Genomic DNA, 15,750 nt, shown 5'->3' with positions numbered 1-15,750 from the left:
TTCGCCCAGCCGGTCGAGGGTGCGCGGCTGAGTTCGGTATTCGGCCGCCGCAAGCATCCGGTCTACGGCAACGTGCGGATGCATACCGGCGTTGATTTTGCAGCCGCCCGCGGAACCTCCGTTCGCGCAACTGCCCCCGGCCGCATCTCCTTCATCGGGTGGCGGGGCGGCTACGGTCGCGTGGTGGAAATCGCACACGGTGCCGACACGCTGACCCGCTATGCCCATCTCAGTGCCGTTCCGAAGGGACTGGCCAAAGGGCAGCGTGTAATGGCCGGTGACATGATCGGTCGTGTCGGCGCGACGGGGACGGCCACCGGACCGAACCTGCACTACGAAGTGCGTGTGGACGGCCGGCCGACCGACCCACTCTCCGACGAGCGGCTCGCAGAGGCCGCGGAACGCGACGCGCAGGACGATGCAGCACTTGTCCGGCTGAGCGGTGCGCGGTCGCTTCTTGAAGAGCACCTGGCGAGCGACGTTGCCAGCACGACCATGGAAAAACTCTGAACATGCAACGACCGCACCGCATCCGAGCTTCGGCATCGGCCGCCTACCTCTCGTTCCCCCTGAGAGTCGGCGGGAGTCTGTCGGCCGCCCTTGTGGCACTGACCGCTTGTACTGCACCGATCGATCGGCCCGCAGACCCTGAGCAAGGTTTCCTGGAGGAACTGCCGCAAGGACTGGCCGCTCTTGCGGCTCCGGGCCAGAACCTTCAGGCCGTGCGCTTGAGGCCGGAGGATGGATGCTACTGGTACCGCTACGTGGGACCGGTGGAGATCACGATGCTGCCCCTGCGGACCATCGACGGGCAACCGATCTGCAACCGGACCCAAGTTGCGCCGACGGCGGGGAGCTGACTGCATGATCGTCATTTCCGCTGCGCGATGGCCGTCTCTCAGAGGCGGGCGCCGGGACCGCCTGCCCGGACGGGACAGCGGGTACTCCGCCGGTCAGCCCCGCCCGCTTCCGTGCGTCAGATCAGCTCTGCAAGGATGCGCCACGCTCCGCGGGATAGAGGTACGCCGTCACACCGGTCTCGACGTCGTCATAAAGGTCGTTGATGTGCGGCATGACCATGCGGACGCATCCGGAGCTCGCCCGACTGCCGATCGAGCGCGGGTAGGGCGTCCCATGAATGCGCAGATATGTGTCCCGGTCGCCGACATAGAGGTAGAGCGCGCGCGAGCCCAGTGCGTTCTGGGGTCCGGGTTCCATGCCGTCCGCATACTGCGCGTAGACCTCGGGCTCCCGGCGGATCATGGCTTGCGTGGGCGTCCAACTCGGCCATTTCGCTTTCCGGCGGATCGTGTAGGTGCCGGGCTCGTAAAGGCCGCCGCGTCCGATGGCGACGCCGTACCGCATTGCCGTCCCGTCACCTCGGATATGATAAAGATAGCGCGCAACGGCATCCACGTGGATGTCTCCGGGGGTAAGGCCGTCTCGCGCCTCAACGCGGGTCGGCAAGAACCGCGGATGCAGGCCCCACGGGTTCGTCGTCGCGGGATTGTAGTTCGGCGGCGTCACCTGAGCATCCCAAACCGCCCATTGCTCGTGCATGGAGGACGACGCGGCCAACACCGGAGTCGCGATCGGCGGGGAGAAGATCGCGGCTGTCGTCAGAATGAAATGGCGCCTGGTCAACATGAGTGTGCGCTGCTCCGTTCTTTTCTTCGCATTCCGTTGCTCTCTGAGAAGGACTCCAGGATAGGCCGCCACGGGAAGATAAAACGGCAGTATTTTCCAGCAGTTCCCTCTGCGACACTTCAACGCGCAAGCCATGCGTCATGCGCATCGGCGACTTCTACCCGACGCGAACTGACCGGTGAATATCGCCCTGCGACCGCTCCGGCTCTGCAGTATTTCAGGTGGATCTGGCTGCGTCCCGAGGTGCGCTCATGACAAGCCTTTCTCCCCTGGCGCTCGGCTTTCTGGGCAGCCTCGCCGCCGGCTCTCTGACCGCAGTCGGGGCGGCGCCGGTACTGCTTGGACATCTTCCTTCCCGGGCCACGCGAGATCTTTCCCTTGGCTTCGCGGCCGGCGTCATGTTGGCGGCCTCTTTCTTTTCACTGATCATCCCTGCGCTGGATGCGGCGGAGCCCAGGTACGACGCCGGAGCGGCTCCGGCGGCCATCGTCTGTGTTGCCATCCTTCTGGGTATGGGCGCCGTTGCACTGATGAACGAAAAGCTCCCGCACGAGCACTTCAGGACCGGACGCGAGGGACCGGAGGCGGCTTCGCTTCGGCGCGTCTGGCTCTTCATCATCGCGATCACGATCCACAACTTCCCGGAAGGACTTGCTGTTGGTGTGGGATTTGGGGCCGATGGTCTTTCCGGAGGAATGCCGCTCGCGATCGGAATCGGTCTGCAGAACGCGCCCGAAGGACTTGCCGTCGCTGTCGCGCTGCTTGGCGAAGGGTATTCCAGAGGTCGGGCCTGGGGTATCGCCGCCCTGACGGGGCTCGTGGAACCGGCCGGCGGCCTTCTCGGCGCGGGCATCATCGCTCTGTCGCAACCGCTTCTGCCTTGGGGACTGGCCTTCGCGGCCGGCGCGATGCTCTACGTTATCAGCCACGAGATCATTCCCGAGACGCATCGTAGCGGACATCAGAACAAGGCAACGCTCGGCCTCTCGATCGGCCTCGTCCTCATGTTATTTCTCGACGTCTGGCTGGGGTGACAGAATGAAAACGAAGAAACTTTCCGTGACGTTCGGAGCCACCGCTGCTATTGGCGCCTTTCTGGTCGACCAGGCGACGAAATCTTTGATCCTGGCTCACGTAGCCCCCCTGAGCGCCGGTGTGCCGGTTTTTCCGGGATTCAACCTTGTCTTCCTGCGCAACGACGGCGTGACCTTCGGCTTGCTGAGTGGCGCGCCAATGTGGAGCTTGACAGCTCTTGCACTCGCAGTCTGCGGCTGGCTGGTCGTGGCGCTTGTCCGCGCGAACAGCCGGATGGAGGCGCTTGCTTACGGCATGATCATTGGCGGCGCCTTGGGAAATGTTGCCGATCGCCTGCGTCATGGCGCCGTGACCGATTTCCTCGACGTCTATGCAGGCTCCCTGCACTGGCCGGCGTTCAACATGGCCGATGTCTTCGTGGTCTGCGGAGCGATGGCAGTGCTCTTTTCGTCGTCGACGGGTGCGCGACAGCGGCGTGCGGAGTGATCGTGAAAGCCACCTCCGAAGACGACGTCCGGATGCAGAGCACGCGCCTGCCGTTGCGCATGCTGTTGGCGGCCGCCGCCGGTGCGGTGTCGGTTCTCGCCATCCCCCCATTTTCCCTTCTGTTTCTGGTTCCGCTCGCGTTTTCGAGCCTCTTCGTCATGGTCCAGCGCGTCTCCCTCTGGCGCGGCTTTCTCATCGGCTGGAGTTTCGGGCTCGGTCAGTTCGGATTTGGCATCTCCTGGATCGCCGAGAGCTTCTATGTCGATGCCGAACGCTTCGGCATGCTTGCGATCCCCTCCGTGGCAGGGCTCTCCGCCGTGCTTGCGTTCTTTCCGGGCCTCGCCGTCGTTCTCTTCGCTCAGTTCAACCGGCTTACCGCCGACAGGCCGCTCGCGAGCAGCCTGCTGCTCGGGACCTGCTGGGCTGGAGCAGAGTGGCTGCGCGGCCACCTCCTGACTGGCTTTCCCTGGAACCTCGCCGGATACGCCCTCGTCGACTACGACGCCCTGCGGCAGCCCGCCGCCTGGATCGGAAGCTATGGACTGAGCTTCATTGCCGTCTTTGCCGGCGCCTTGCCGGGTGCGGCTTTTCTGGCACAGAGACCGGCGCGACCAAAAAGCCTGGTCATGTTCGGTGGCGTCGTGCTCGCGGCTTGGAGTGCCGGCATGTTCCGGATCGCCTCCGACGCACCAGCCGCGCCCGGAATAGATCTGCGTCTCGTCCAGGGCAATGTTCCTCAAGATGAGAAATGGGTTCCTGGAAGCCGGGAGCGCACGCTCACGCGCTATCTCAACCTCTCGGACCGTCCCGGCAAGTTCGACCTCCTGCTCTGGCCGGAGACGGCATTTCCCGGCTTCCTTGACGAGGATGCCGCGGCAGGCAGGCGCATCGCCGGGGTCCTGCCGGACGGTGCGCTGCTCCTGACGGGGGCGCCGGACCGCGTCGAGACCGACGACGGTACCCTCTACTTCAACGCGTTGCAGGCCTACGACAGCTCGGGCCGCATTCTCGCCGGGTACGCCAAGCACCATCTCGTTCCGTTTGGCGAGTACGTTCCCCTGTCCGGTTGGCTCCCGTTCGAGCGGATGACGGAAGGTCTCGGGGATTTCGCGCCCGGCCCGGGGCCGCGCACGCTCGCCCTTCCCGGCGCGCCGCTGGTTGCGGCGGCGATCTGCTACGAGATCATCTTTCCCGGGCACGTGATCGACGCCGAGGCCCGGCCCGACTGGATCTACAATGCCACGAACGATGCCTGGTTCGGCAACAGCATCGGTCCCGAACAGCATCTGGCTTCGGCCCGAATGCGTGCCGTCGAGGAAGGCCTGCCCGTAGTGCGCGCCGCGAACACTGGCATTTCCGCGGTGATCGACGCCACGGGCGCGGTCCTGGAGCGGCTCGACACCGGTACTACAGGGATCATAGACGCCCCGCTCCCGGGTGCCCGCGCAGCGACGCCCTATTCGCGATTTGGTGACTGGACATTGCTGGTGGTCATCGCGACGTGCTGGATCTTCTTGTGGGGTATAACGGCGGTGGGTGCGCGACCGAAAGCACACGCGAGAAAGGATAAGCGCGGATGATCGTACTTGCCGGCGTCTTCGGAGGCGCAATCAGGGGCGGGCTTCTGGCGAAGCGACGGGGCGGAAAGCGCCTTGACATTCTGCAGTACGCAGCCGCGCATGGCATCGCGTTCGGCCTGCTCGGCTTCTTTGTGACGATCGCCATGGCACGTCTCTTCGGGTGAGCGGGCCGTAGCGGGACGTCATGAACACGGTGTTCGGCGTGACGCTGAGGGTGTTCCTCACGATGGCCGCCGCCGCGGTCGCGGCGACGGCGGTGGTCGGATATCTGCTGCTGGCTTCTGTTCCGGATTATGACGAAGATTTCACCGTGCCGGGCATCCGGGGGCCTGTCGACATCCTCAGGGATGCTTCCGCGATTCCACACATTTCGGCGGCCTCCACCGCCGACGTCTACTTCGCACTTGGCTTCGTTCATGCACAAGACCGGCTTGGCCAGATGCTGAGAGCCCGGCGGTCCGCCGCGGCTGAAGCGATGCGACAGAGGCGCGTGACGTTCGGCCGCCCTGTCTCCGCTGCTCTTGATGCCTACGCAGATGGCGTCAACGCATGGATATCAGAACTTTCCAGAGGAGGCCGGGGCGGCGGAGGGCCGGAGCTGCTCATGCTCGACGCCCCGATCCAGCCGTGGGAGGCTTCCGACAGCTTGGCACTTGTCCGCGCATTCCTGGAAAACCTGCAGATCGCCCATTCTTCGGATGAGGGCAAGATCATGGGAGTGCAGGTTCCGGCAGGTCGACCGAATAATGCGCCGGGACTTCTTTCTCATCGACGGGACGCGGACCTCGACGTGTGGGCGGTCCCTGCAAGCCGGACAGTTTCCGGTGCTCCGATCCTCGCTGCCGATGCCACAGGTCCCCTTGCGCTGCCGTCGCAGTGGTATCTGGCTGATCTTCAGCTTCCCTCGGGCCCGGTCATAGGTGCCACGCTGCCGGGCGTTCCTTTCGTCTTAATCGGCCGATCCGAGAACCTTGCGTGGGGCTTCAGGTCGTCCGAACTTACTGCGACCGCCTTGCCTGACGCCGCCGCCGAAGCATTTCTGGCAGTTCTCGACCGCCTGACCCGGTCGTCCAGCGCAAGCGGCGCGGTAAAGAAGCTCGCCGACCTTCCGCTCACCGGTCTGCAGCTTGTCGCGGCGGATGTGCAGGCTGTCGAAACCTGGCCTCGCTGCGCTCGACCGGCTTGCAAACCTGCTCAAGATTTCCGGGATATTCGCCGCGGCGTCCTTGACGAGCGTCAGACCATCTATTCGATTGAAAGCGCCGTGGCGGTGCAGCAGGATGTCATCAGCGCCGTCGCCCGCATCCTTCTGCCTCTGATGGCGCGGGAAATGTGGTTCGATGCCCCCGCCGCACGCGGAGAAGGCAGTACGTCGAGCACCCTTCGTTCGAGGGTCCTGGATCGGCTCGCAAGCTGGAACGGCGAGATGGAGCGCCTGGCGCCCGAACCGCTTGTGTTCTGGGCTTGGATCCGCGCTTTTCAGCAACGCATTCTGCAGGACGAGTATCCTGCGGCGGATCATCTGTGGAGGCGCCTGAGGCCCGACTTCTTGCACGCCGTCCTCAGCGACCGCGAAGGAAGTGCGATCTGGTGCGACATCCGGCTCTCGGAGCGGAGAGAAACCTGCGACGAGATGCTCCTCGCTTCTTTCGACGACGCGCTGAGCTGGATCACCCGCCGATATGGTGATGACCCGTCCTCGTGGGCCTGGGGATCGGAGCACGTCATGGTCATGAAGTGGTCCGCGATCCGGCCCGGAAGCGCACTGGACGGCTTTGCTGATCTCAAGGCATTCGCAGCGGGAGGTCCGGATACGCAGAAGTCCACGCTCTTTGAGGCGGGAGAAACCGATCCCTTCGAGTTCAGGAGCGGCACGAATTTCCAAGCCGTGATGACACTCGGCGAAGACACGGCATCCTATTTCATCGCACCCGCAGGGCAATCCGGTCACCCGCTTTCGCGTTTCTACGACAATCTCTTTTCAAGGTGGAAGCAGGCCGATTATCTGGACATGTCCTCGGATCTCTCCATCGCGAGAAGCGCTGCGGCGGGACTCTCGCGATTGACGCCACTGCCTCGCACCAATTCCGATTGAAAGGACGCCCCAGCTCGATGATCGATGCCATGATCCCCTACGATCCCTTCGGATACGTCCTCTCGCCCGTCATGATCGCACTCGTCCTTCTGGCTGCAGCGCTCTACTGGCGCGGCCTCTCGCTCCCAAGGCGGCTGGGGCCGCGTCCGGCGCCATGGCGGCAGGCCATGTTCTTCTTGGGCCTCGCCTGCATCCTCGTGGCTACGAACGGACCGCTGGCCCCGCTCGGACACAACCTCTTTTCGGCCCATCAAGGCGAACATCTTCTGCTGCGGTTGCTTGGCCCGTTTCTGATCGCGGTCTCCCGGCCCTGGCGCCAGCTCACTGCCGCCTTGGCGCGTCCGTGGCGGCAGAGGGTTGCGGTGGTTGGTCAAGGGCAGTTCGCTCGATGGCTGGCCCACCCCGCGGTGGCAACCGCGACACTCATAGGCGCGCTCTACATGTGGCAGGTGCCGGGGCTCTATGGGCTTGCCCAGCGAATTGCCATTATCGAAGTTGCAGCGCACCTGATCATGGCAGCGGCGGGCGTCTGGTACTTTGGAGTTCTCCTCGACCTGCGCGACCCGCCCGAGGGCGCCCGGCGTGGCGCACGCCTGATGTCGGGCTTCGTGGTCATCGTGTCGAACATCCTTCTGGGAGCGCTGACGACACTGAAGGAGAGCGTGATCTACGCAGGCTATCAGGCAGGCACATGGCCCGGTCGCTTTAGTGCGCTGGCAGACGAGACCACAGGCGGATACATAATCTGGGTCCCGTCCTCGATGATCATGATCGCGGCGATCATCCTCATTATCCACGGCTGGGACGTATCGGAGGACCGACGCTGGAATGCTCGCTACGCGCGCCCATTTTCCAACTCAGCAGCGTTGGAGTTTCCAGAAACTGCAGAAGAACTGCGTTTGAAAGTGGCTATGCCGAACCAGCGGATGGGCCGCACTCTCGCCTTTGGCGTTCTGTCAATGTTCGCCATCTTGATGGCGACGGCACTTGCCCTCCTGTCGCTGGGGGAATGAGCGGGAGGCGGTGTACTTCTTTGTGCTTTTTTGCCCGCCCGGTCGCCCGTGCCCCGCAGCGAATAGCAGTTTTGCCAGCGGCGTCGCTGTACACCAGCGTCGCGCCGCTCACCTACATGATCAGGCCGCGTCGTACCTCGTAAAGACTTCCGTCGTCCCGTCTGAGAGGATCAAGAACACGGTGAATGCCTCCCGCTCGTCCTCCGGCCCCATCCCGGGGGAGCCGTAGGGCATGCCCGGCACGGCAAGACCGACGGCATCGGGGCGCTCGGCGAGGAGACGACGGATGTCGGCGGGCGGCACGTGGCCCTCAACCATGTAGCCCTCGATTTCGCCGGTATGGCAGGAGTGCATCTCCTGCGGAATGCCGTTCTCCAGCTTGTGACGGATCAGCAGCGTGCCGTAGCTTGCCTCGGTCGTCACCTCGAAGCCGGCGTCGCGCAGGATGTCGACCCAGGCGGTGCAGCATCCGCAGTTCCGGTCCCTCACGACGTGGATCGCGGGCGCGGCGGCTTGTGCCGGAGAGGCAAGCGGGGCGAGTGCGGCGCAGCTTGTGGCCGTGGCGAGCATGTGGCGTCGGGTGATGGTTCTCATCGTGGTGCTCCTCGTGATTTCGTCATACCTGTTCGGGGGCGACACGTGTATCAACGTCGCGAGGCGTCGCTGAAGCCCATCGACCGAGACCGACGCGGCCTTCCCGCTCGGGGCGGAAAGCGAGCAGTCGCAGTGCGTTGAGCGTGACGAGCACGGTTGCCCCGGTATCCGCGAGGATCGCGATCCAGAGGCCGGTGATCCCGAAGATCGTCGTCACGAGGAACACGCTCTTCAGCCCGAGCGCGATCGCGACATTCTGCCGAATGTTGGTCATCGTCGCGCGGGCGAGGCGGATCTTGCCTGGCACATCGCCGACCCGGTCACGCAGAATCGCGGCATGTGCGGTCTCGAGCGCCACGTCGGTGCCCGAGCCCATCGCCACGCCGACATGCGCCGCGGCGAGCGCGGGCGCATCGTTGATCCCGTCGCCCACCATTATCACCCGCGCCTCGCCCGTGAGCGCCCGAACCTCGCGCACCTTATCCTCAGGCAGCAATCCAGCACGGTACTCGATCCCGAGGCCGTCGGAAATCGCCGCGGCCGTGCGCGCGTTGTCACCGGTCAGCATGACGGGCGCGATGCCCATCGCCCGGAGCTGACGCACGGCGTCGGCCGCGTCCGCCCGGGGCTCGTCCCGCAGCGCGATCAGGCCAAGAGGGGTGTTTCCGCGCCAGACCAGCACCACCGTCTTGCCCTCCGCCTCGAGCGAAGCGGCCTGCGCGCGAATGTCCTCGCCGAGGACGCCGGCCTCTTCGGCCAAGCGGGGTGAGCCGACTGTCACAGTTGCGCCGTCGATCGTCGCTTCGGCTCCCTTGCCGGGGATGGCCCGGGCCGAGGTCGAGGTTGGAACGGTCATGCCGCCCGCTTCTGCACGCGCCACAATGGCCTTGCCCAGCGGATGGCTTGCCCCCGTTTCGACGCCTGCCGCCAACGCCAGAACTTCGGGCTCAGAACCGACGAGAGGCACGATGTCTGTCACGCGCGGTCGTCCATGGGTCAGCGTGCCGGTCTTGTCGAAGGCGACATGGGTGACCCGTGCCGCCGCCTCGATCACCGCACCACCCTTCATCAGGAGACCGTTTCGAGCTCCCGCCGAGAGTGCGGAGGCGATGGAGGCGGGAACCGAGATCACCAGTGCACAGGGACAGCCGATCAGAAGAAGTGCCAGCGCCCGATATGTCCATTCGCCCCAGGGTTGCCCGAAGGCGAGCGGCGGGATAAGCGCTACGAGCAGGGCGGCACCCACGACCGCGGGCATGTAGACGCGGCTGAACCGGTCGATAAAGCGCTCGGTCGGCGCGCGGGCGCTCTCAGCCTCCTCCACGAGGCGCACGATGCGCGAGATCGTGTTGTCCTCTGCCGTCTTTTTGACACGTACACGCAGGGCGGCCTCCGTGTTGATGGAGCCCGCGAAAACCTCGCTTCCCGGCTCCTTGAGGATGGGAACGCTCTCACCGGTCACCGGGCTTTCGTCGATGCCGGACGTGCCCTCGATGACCTCGCCGTCGGCCGGTACGCGGTCGCCGGGGCGGACGAGCACGACCTGGTCGACCTTCAGGCTTCGCGCCGGAACCTCGCGTGTCCGGCCGCCGACTTCCAGAAGTGCCGTCTTCGGCACCAGGGCCGCCAGCGCCCGGATGCCGTTGCGCGCATTGTTCGCGGCGAGCCCCTCGAGCATTTCGCCGACGGCGAAGAGGAAAACGACCAGCGCCGCCTCCTCGGCCGCCCCGATCACCAGGGCACCGCCGGCGGCGATTGTCATCAACATCTCGATCGTGAAGGGCATCCCCACGCGCGCCATGGCGAAGGCCCGCCGCGCGATCGGGACGAGGCCGATCAGCGTGGCCAGCACGAAGGCCCACTGCGCGATCTCCTCCGAAAACGTCAGGTGCACCGCCCAGGCCGCCGCCAGCAGAACCCCGGTTCCGAGCAGAAGCCGGCCCTTGGAGGTGTCGTACCAGGCAGGCGTCGCATCCTCCTGATGCCGGGACTGCTGCAGCGGCTCCTCGTCGGGCGGCTGCCGGTCGGCAGACGCGGCGCCTGGGGCCGGGAACGCACCGTCGGGCAGAATGAAGCCGCCTTTCGGCTTTTCTGGCGCAGCCCCCTTTGACGAGATGCCGAAGCCGATCGCCCGCACCGCCTTCTCCACCCGGTCGGGAGGAGTGCGGCTGTCGTCGAGCGTCAGGCGCAGGCGCTCTGCCATGAGCGCGACGTCGACTTCTTCGACGCCCGGCAGCCGCTCGACGGCGCCGCGCACCTTGCCGGCGCAGGCCCCGCAGTCCATGCCGGTCACGCGCCATTCGATCTGCCTCGCTCCGCCGTCCGCCATCTCCGTCCTCCTGCCGACTCGTCTTCCGTTGTGAGTCGCAGAGATAGGACCTCTACCGGCTGTAGGTTCAAGTTCCATGTCCTCAGAAGACATGAAAACAGCCCGCGTGGCTCGGATGGGCGCGGCGGGAGCGGCACGTCGGCTAAGAGATGTTGCTCTTGTCCGGAAGGCGCCAGCATCCTACAGCCGCTATAGGTAAGATAGAGGTGGCCAGTCATGCTCTCCATTGGTGCGCTTGCGAAGAGAACCGGCACGAAGGTGCAGACGATCCGCTACTACGAGCAGATCGGTCTCATGCCCGAGCCCGGCCGGACCATTGGCGGACAGCGCCGCTATGGAGATGGGGAACTCGACCGCCTGGCCTTCATCCGGCACGCCCGGCAGCTCGGCTTCTCGCTCGAAGCGATTCGAGAGCTGATGGAGCTCGCCGACAACCCCGAATGCCCCTGCGCCCAGATAGACGCGGTGGCACAGCGGCAACTGCGAGGGGTCGAAGCGCGGATCGCCCGGCTGGAGGCGCTGCGGACTGAACTGCGCCGGATGGTCAGCGAGTGCGGTCAGGGCAAAGTGGCGGACTGCCGCGTTCTGGAGGTGCTTCGCGACCACGAGGAATGTCTGTCCGATCACGGTCGGGATGGCGCCTGACGCCGGTCGCGCCCGTCTGGCTTCTCGCCCAGGACCGGGTCGGTTTCGCCGCCCACGGCGGCGTCTACATCGCCGCATCAGTGTCGGGGAGATGTCGGCCGGCCGAAGGACCGGGGTCCGACTGATGGGACGCCGGCAGCACGCCGATCTGCCTGCTCGGCGGGGACATGATCCTTTTTTCGCCCAGAGCGTAAAACTCCGCTTGAACCTAAAGCCGCTGTAGAAGCTTCTCCTTGAAGATCAGCAGCTCGCCGGTCTGCTCATGATGTCGGTCGGTTCGATGATGTATGTGGTGGCTGCGGTAATCGTGATCGCCGCCTGGCTGGGTAATTTGGAAAAGGCCCACCCTTCGCAAGGGCAGAACGGAACCGCGGCAACGGTGAAGGGTAGGGCCGAATGACTGCAACGCGACTGGCGCTCTCGACCACGTTCGCGTTGTCGGCCTGCCAAGGCTCACAGACGGCTTTCGATCCGGCAGGGGTGGAGGCGGAGCGCGTCCTCACGCTGTTCTGGATCATGCTGGCGGGGGGGGGCGCGATCTGGGCCGTCGTGGTCGGGCTGGGTTTCTATGCAACGCGGGTCGCGCCTGAGCAGCACTCCGAAAAGGCGGGCCTGAGACTCATCATCTGGGGCGGCTGCGGATTCACGACAATCGTCCTCGCCGCGCTGCTGTTCTGGGGCCTCAAGATGATGCCCGAACTCCGCCGACCCGCCGACGGCCCCACGGTTGCGGTCTCAGGCGAACAATTCTGGTGGCGCGTTGCCTACGGTGTCGAGGGTGATCCAGGCGTGGTGCGCAACCTTCCTATGGGCGGCGTCCCGAGCGCCAATGAGATCCGGATCCCGCTGGGACAGCGTACCGAGATCCTTCTCAGTAGTCCGGACGTGATCCACTCCTTTTGGGTGCCGCAACTCGCCGGGAAAATGGACGCGATTCCCGGACGGGTGAACCGTCTCATACTCGAGCCGACGGAGGCTGGGGTGTTCAATGGGGCCTGCGCGGAATTCTGCGGCACGGCCCATGCGCAGATGGGTTTCCGCGTGGTGGTGGTAAGCGAGAGCGAGTTCGAGGCCTACGTTCAGGCGCAGGCCGAACCGGCAGCGGTTGTCGATAGTGCAGGCCTCGATCTCTTCCTGCAGAACGGGTGTGCGGCGTGCCATTCGGTCCGCGGCACACCGGCCGATGGAGACGTCGGGCCGGACCTCACGCACCTCGCCAGCCGGCGCACAATCGCCGCCGGTCTGCTTCCGACGACGGAGGAGAACATCGCCGCCTTCATCGCCTCTCCCGATCACCTCAAGCCGGGCGTCGAAATGCCCGCCTTCGGCATGCTGCCGAACGAACAGATCGCCCAGATCGCGGCATGGCTCGGGAGCCTCGAGTGACCGATCGCAGGACCAACGCAACCGGAGAGCCAAATCAAGAGGACGAGGAGGTCCGCCGGGGTCAGGAGGAACGGCTCCGAACGGTCTGGGCGGCACCGAGGAGCTGGCGGTACTGGTCCGCTGTCAACAACACGGAGGTCGGTGTCTGGTACACTGCAGCGGCATTCGGCTTCATGCTCTTCGCAGGCGTTCTCGCGTTGATGATGCGGGTGCAGCTTGCTGTTCCGGAAAACGACTTCCTGTCGGCCACGTTCTACAACCAAGTCTACACCCTTCACGGCACGGCAATGATGTTTCTTTTCGCGGTGCCGATCTTCGAAGCCGTTGCGATCATACTCCTGCCGCAGATGCTGGGCGCGCGGGACCTTCCGTTTCCCCGGCTGTCCGCCTTCGGGTTCTGGTGCTTCGTCATCGGCGGCGTCTTCGTCTGCGGTTCGATCTTCTTCGGTGCCGCGCCCAATGCTGGATGGTTCATGTACCCGCCGCTGACCACGAACGAGCAGTACACGCCGGGCTACGGGCCGGACATCTGGCTGCTCGGCCTGTCGTTCATCGAGGTGGCGTCGATTGCCGCGGCGGTGGAGCTGATCGTCGGGACCCTCAAGTGTCGCCCGCCAGGCATGCGGCTGAACCTGATGCCGCTCTACGGCTGGTATGTGCTGGTGGTGGCGGGGATGATCCTTTTTGCCTTCCCGCCGTTGATCGCGGGCGACATCCTGTTCGAGCTGGAGCGGATGTTCGACTGGCCGTTCTTCGATCCGAGCCGTGGCGGAGACCCCCTTCTTTGGCAGCACTTGTTCTGGATTTTCGGCCACCCGGAGGTCTACATCGTGTTCCTGCCCGCCGTTGCGCTCGTTGCGATGATCGTGCCGACGTTCGCGCAGCGCCCGATCCTCGGGTATTCCTGGATCGTGCTCGCGGCGGTGGGTACCGGTTTCATCTCCTTCGGCCTCTGGGTGCACCACATGTATACCACGGGCCTGCCGTCTATTTCGCTCGGCTTTTTCTCGGCGGCCTCCGAGGCGGTGGCAATCCCGACCGGAGTGCAGATATTCGTGTTCCTGGCCACGCTCCTGACCGGACGCGTGATCTATTCGGTGCCGATGCTGTTCGTCTCGGGTGCGTTGGCCATCTTCGTCATCGGCGGCCTGACGGGCGTGATGGTCGCGCTGGTGCCTTTCGACTGGCAGGCGCATGACACCTACTTCGTGGTGGGCCACCTGCATTGCGTGCTGATCGGCGGCATGCTGTTCCCACTGGCGGCGGGGATCTACTACTACTGGCCGATCGTCGGGGGACGGCGCCTTTCGGACAAGCTGGGCCGGGTGGCCTTCTGGCTCATGTTCGCCGGGTTCAACCTCGCCTTCCTGCCGATGCATTATTCCGGACTTGCCGGCATGGCGCGCCGCGTCTGGACCTATTCCGAGGAGCTGGGCGTCGGGATGGCGAATTTCGCCTCCAGCATCGGCGCCTTCGTCTTCGCCGCCGGTTTTCTCGTGATCGTCTGGGACGTGCTACGTCCCCGCGGCAAGGAAGCTCATGCAAGGCGCAACCCCTGGAATGCCGGGACGCTCGAGTGGCTGACCGAGATGCCGGGCGAAAGCTGGGGCGTTCGATCTGTGCCAATCGTAACGACGCGCTACCCGCTCTGGGAGCAGCCGAATTTCATCGACGACGTCGACAAAGGACGCTTCTATCTTCCCGACGCGGAGGAAATGAAGCGCGAGACGATTATAACGTCGGTGCTCGACGGGGAGCCACTGCAGTGTCTTCGCGTGCCGGGGCCGAGCTTCATGCCGATGATCGCCGCAGTGCTGACCGGAGCTGTCTTCATCTTCGCCACCTTCCACTGGTGGGCCGCAACATTTGCCGCGATGGGCCTTTCGGTCGCATCGATCATCGTCTGGCTCTGGCGCGGTACTGCCGAAATCCCTGAAAAAGCGGAGAAGAACGTCGGCCTCGGCCTGAAGCTGCCGCTCTACAAGTCGGGCCCGCACTCGATCGGCTGGTGGGCGATGTTCATCACGATGACCGGGGATGCGATGGCTTTCATCGGCCTGATCTTCGGATACTACTATTTCTTCACGATACACGCCGATTTCCCACCGCCGGCGGCGGTCGGTCCGGGCGTGTTCTGGCCCGGTGTCGCGCTCGCGATGTTCGCGCTCGCCTGGGGCGCAGCGCTCTTCGGTGGCATCTCAAATCGCGCCGAACGGATCGGCACATCACGCGCGCTGATGGCCGCCGGGACGCTGACGTCGCTCGCGGGTAGCGCGGCACTGCTCTGGGGACCCTACGTCACCGGCCTCGATCCCACGGCACACGTCTATCCGGCGACGGTCTGGGTGCTGGCGATCTGGACAGCGGTTCACGGAGGCGTGGGTGGCCTGATGCTCGGCTATTGCCTGGGCCGATCCTTTGCGGGACGGCTGACCCCTGCGCATGACGTCGATATCTCGAACGTCACACTCTACTGGCACTTCATGGGCGGCACGGCGCTCCTGACGGTCACCACGCTCGCGCTCTTCCCCATACTCACATGAGGTCTGGATGCAGGTATTCGGAAAGACGCAGGATAACCTCTGGACCTTGATCGCCGCACCGACGATCTGGGGGGGGCACTTCCTCTTCAGCTATTTACTTGCCGCCTATCGATGCGCGCCCAATGCCGATCCCTTCAGGGGGATCGGTGGCACCCGAATCGCAATTGCGGTGGCGACGCTCGTCTCGCTGGCCCTGATTGCGCTGATCCTGCGCCGGTCGTGGCGCGAGTGGCGCGCCGATGGGGGCGGGTTTCGCAACAGCCAAGACACGCCGGAGGCGCGCGAGCGCTTCCTCGAGTTCTCGACTCTGCTGCTGGCCTGCCTTTCGTTCGCTGCGGTAGCGTTCGAGACCATGCCGATCCTGCTGATCGGTGACTGCCGGTGAGCATCAACTGAA

At 64.8% G+C, this 15,750-nt stretch carries 14 protein-coding genes; 11 read left to right on the top strand and 3 right to left on the bottom strand.

The genetic code is table 11. The features are described 5' to 3' along the window. Positions 1-510, top strand: a 510-nt coding sequence (locus tag BM162_RS15880) for a M23 family metallopeptidase (RefSeq protein ID WP_143096172.1), incomplete at its 5' end; no start/stop codon positions are given. A gap of 471 nt (positions 511-981) precedes the next feature. Here BM162_RS15880 and BM162_RS15870 read toward each other — a convergent pair. Beyond that, complete coding sequence (locus tag BM162_RS15870) at positions 982-1,647, bottom strand: L,D-transpeptidase (RefSeq protein WP_093424091.1); 666 nt, start codon at positions 1,645-1,647, stop codon at positions 982-984. A gap of 251 nt (positions 1,648-1,898) precedes the next feature. Here BM162_RS15870 and BM162_RS15865 point away from each other — a divergent pair, with 251 nt between their 5' ends. The 6 genes from BM162_RS15865 to BM162_RS15840 are packed head-to-tail and all read left to right on the top strand — an operon-like array spanning position 1,899 to position 7,856. Further along, positions 1,899-2,681, top strand: coding sequence for a ZIP family metal transporter (locus BM162_RS15865; protein WP_093424088.1), 783 nt, complete (start codon positions 1,899-1,901; stop codon positions 2,679-2,681). Between the two features lie 4 nt (positions 2,682-2,685). Further along, positions 2,686-3,168, top strand: coding sequence for a signal peptidase II (gene lspA, locus BM162_RS15860; RefSeq protein WP_093424085.1), 483 nt, complete (start codon positions 2,686-2,688; stop codon positions 3,166-3,168). Positions 3,169-3,200: 32 nt separating this feature from the next. Next, positions 3,201-4,748, top strand: coding sequence for an apolipoprotein N-acyltransferase (lnt, locus tag BM162_RS15855; RefSeq protein WP_093424114.1), 1,548 nt, complete (start codon positions 3,201-3,203; stop codon positions 4,746-4,748). Continuing rightward, complete coding sequence (locus BM162_RS22865; protein ID WP_093424082.1) at positions 4,745-4,912, top strand: hypothetical protein; 168 nt, start codon at positions 4,745-4,747, stop codon at positions 4,910-4,912. The genes lnt and BM162_RS22865 overlap by 4 nt, the downstream gene beginning before the upstream one ends. Before the next feature lie 20 nt (positions 4,913-4,932). Then, positions 4,933-6,843, top strand: coding sequence for a penicillin acylase family protein (locus BM162_RS15845; protein WP_093424080.1), 1,911 nt, complete (start codon positions 4,933-4,935; stop codon positions 6,841-6,843). Between the two features lie 17 nt (positions 6,844-6,860). Continuing rightward, positions 6,861-7,856: a cytochrome c oxidase assembly protein gene (locus BM162_RS15840; RefSeq protein ID WP_093424077.1), complete on the top strand. Its 996-nt coding sequence runs from the start codon at positions 6,861-6,863 to the stop codon at positions 7,854-7,856. A 120-nt stretch (positions 7,857-7,976) separates the two neighbouring features. Here the strand turns inward: BM162_RS15840 and BM162_RS15835 are convergent, their stop codons facing one another. After that, positions 7,977-8,450 carry a DUF411 domain-containing protein gene (locus BM162_RS15835; RefSeq protein ID WP_093424074.1) on the bottom strand — a complete coding sequence of 158 codons (474 nt, stop codon included), beginning with the start codon at positions 8,448-8,450 and terminating at the stop codon, positions 7,977-7,979. Positions 8,451-8,472: 22 nt separating this feature from the next. Further along, a complete protein-coding gene (locus BM162_RS15830; protein ID WP_093424070.1) occupies positions 8,473-10,779 on the bottom strand; it encodes a heavy metal translocating P-type ATPase in 2,307 nt (768 codons plus the stop codon). Between the two features lie 216 nt (positions 10,780-10,995). On the opposite strand from BM162_RS15830, the gene BM162_RS15825 reads away from it, so the two are divergent. The 4 genes from BM162_RS15825 to BM162_RS15810 all read left to right on the top strand — a co-directional run bounded on the left by BM162_RS15825 (position 10,996) and on the right by BM162_RS15810 (position 15,738). Then, positions 10,996-11,424 carry a MerR family transcriptional regulator gene (locus BM162_RS15825; protein ID WP_093424068.1) on the top strand — a complete coding sequence of 143 codons (429 nt, stop codon included), beginning with the start codon at positions 10,996-10,998 and terminating at the stop codon, positions 11,422-11,424. A gap of 480 nt (positions 11,425-11,904) precedes the next feature. Next, complete coding sequence (locus BM162_RS15820; protein WP_218153105.1) at positions 11,905-12,810, top strand: cytochrome c oxidase subunit II; 906 nt, start codon at positions 11,905-11,907, stop codon at positions 12,808-12,810. Further along, entirely contained in the window at positions 12,789-15,353 is a 2,565-nt protein-coding gene (gene ctaD, locus BM162_RS15815; RefSeq protein ID WP_093424062.1) for a cytochrome c oxidase subunit I, read from the top strand. The genes BM162_RS15820 and ctaD overlap by 22 nt, the downstream gene beginning before the upstream one ends. A gap of 7 nt (positions 15,354-15,360) precedes the next feature. Then, positions 15,361-15,738 (top strand): hypothetical protein, encoded by a 378-nt coding sequence (locus BM162_RS15810; protein WP_093424059.1) that lies wholly within the window; start codon positions 15,361-15,363, stop codon positions 15,736-15,738. Positions 15,739-15,750 lie beyond the last annotated feature (12 nt).

This window comes from Tranquillimonas alkanivorans (assembly GCF_900115595.1).
GTDB lineage: Bacteria > Pseudomonadota > Alphaproteobacteria > Rhodobacterales > Rhodobacteraceae > Tranquillimonas > Tranquillimonas alkanivorans.
Note: the sequence above shows the minus strand (reverse complement) of the source record. Positions and strands in the feature narration are given on the sequence as shown.